The organism is Chitinophaga sp. GbtcB8 (assembly GCF_019091455.1).
GTDB lineage: Bacteria > Bacteroidota > Bacteroidia > Chitinophagales > Chitinophagaceae > Chitinophaga.
Genome location: NZ_JAGXJN010000399.1, coordinates 1 through 237, shown reverse-complemented (window position 1 = coordinate 237; position 237 = coordinate 1). Strand labels below are relative to the sequence as shown.

The window sequence follows — 237 nt, the reverse complement described above, 5'->3', positions numbered from 1 at the left end:
ATGTACGGCATGGATAAACGCTGAAAGCATCTAAGCGTGAAACCAACCTCAAGAAGAGTTTACTTTTAAGGGCCGTCAGAGACTGTGACGTTGATAGGCTACAGGTGTAAGGGTGGTAACAACGCAGCCGAGTAGTACTAATTGCCCGTAAGCTTTAATTTTATTTTGATACATCTCTGTACAACTTCCCAATATGTAAATTATTGAGGCTGAAAGGCGAAAGCTGAAAGCAAAAAG

Annotated in this window: 1 rRNA gene; it reads left to right on the top strand. The window is 41.4% G+C overall.

The window, feature by feature from the left end:
- Nucleotides 1–162: ribosomal RNA gene (locus KVT36_RS32170) — 23S ribosomal RNA — on the top strand; the annotation flags it as partial.
- Nucleotides 163–237: the final 75 nt, after the last annotated feature.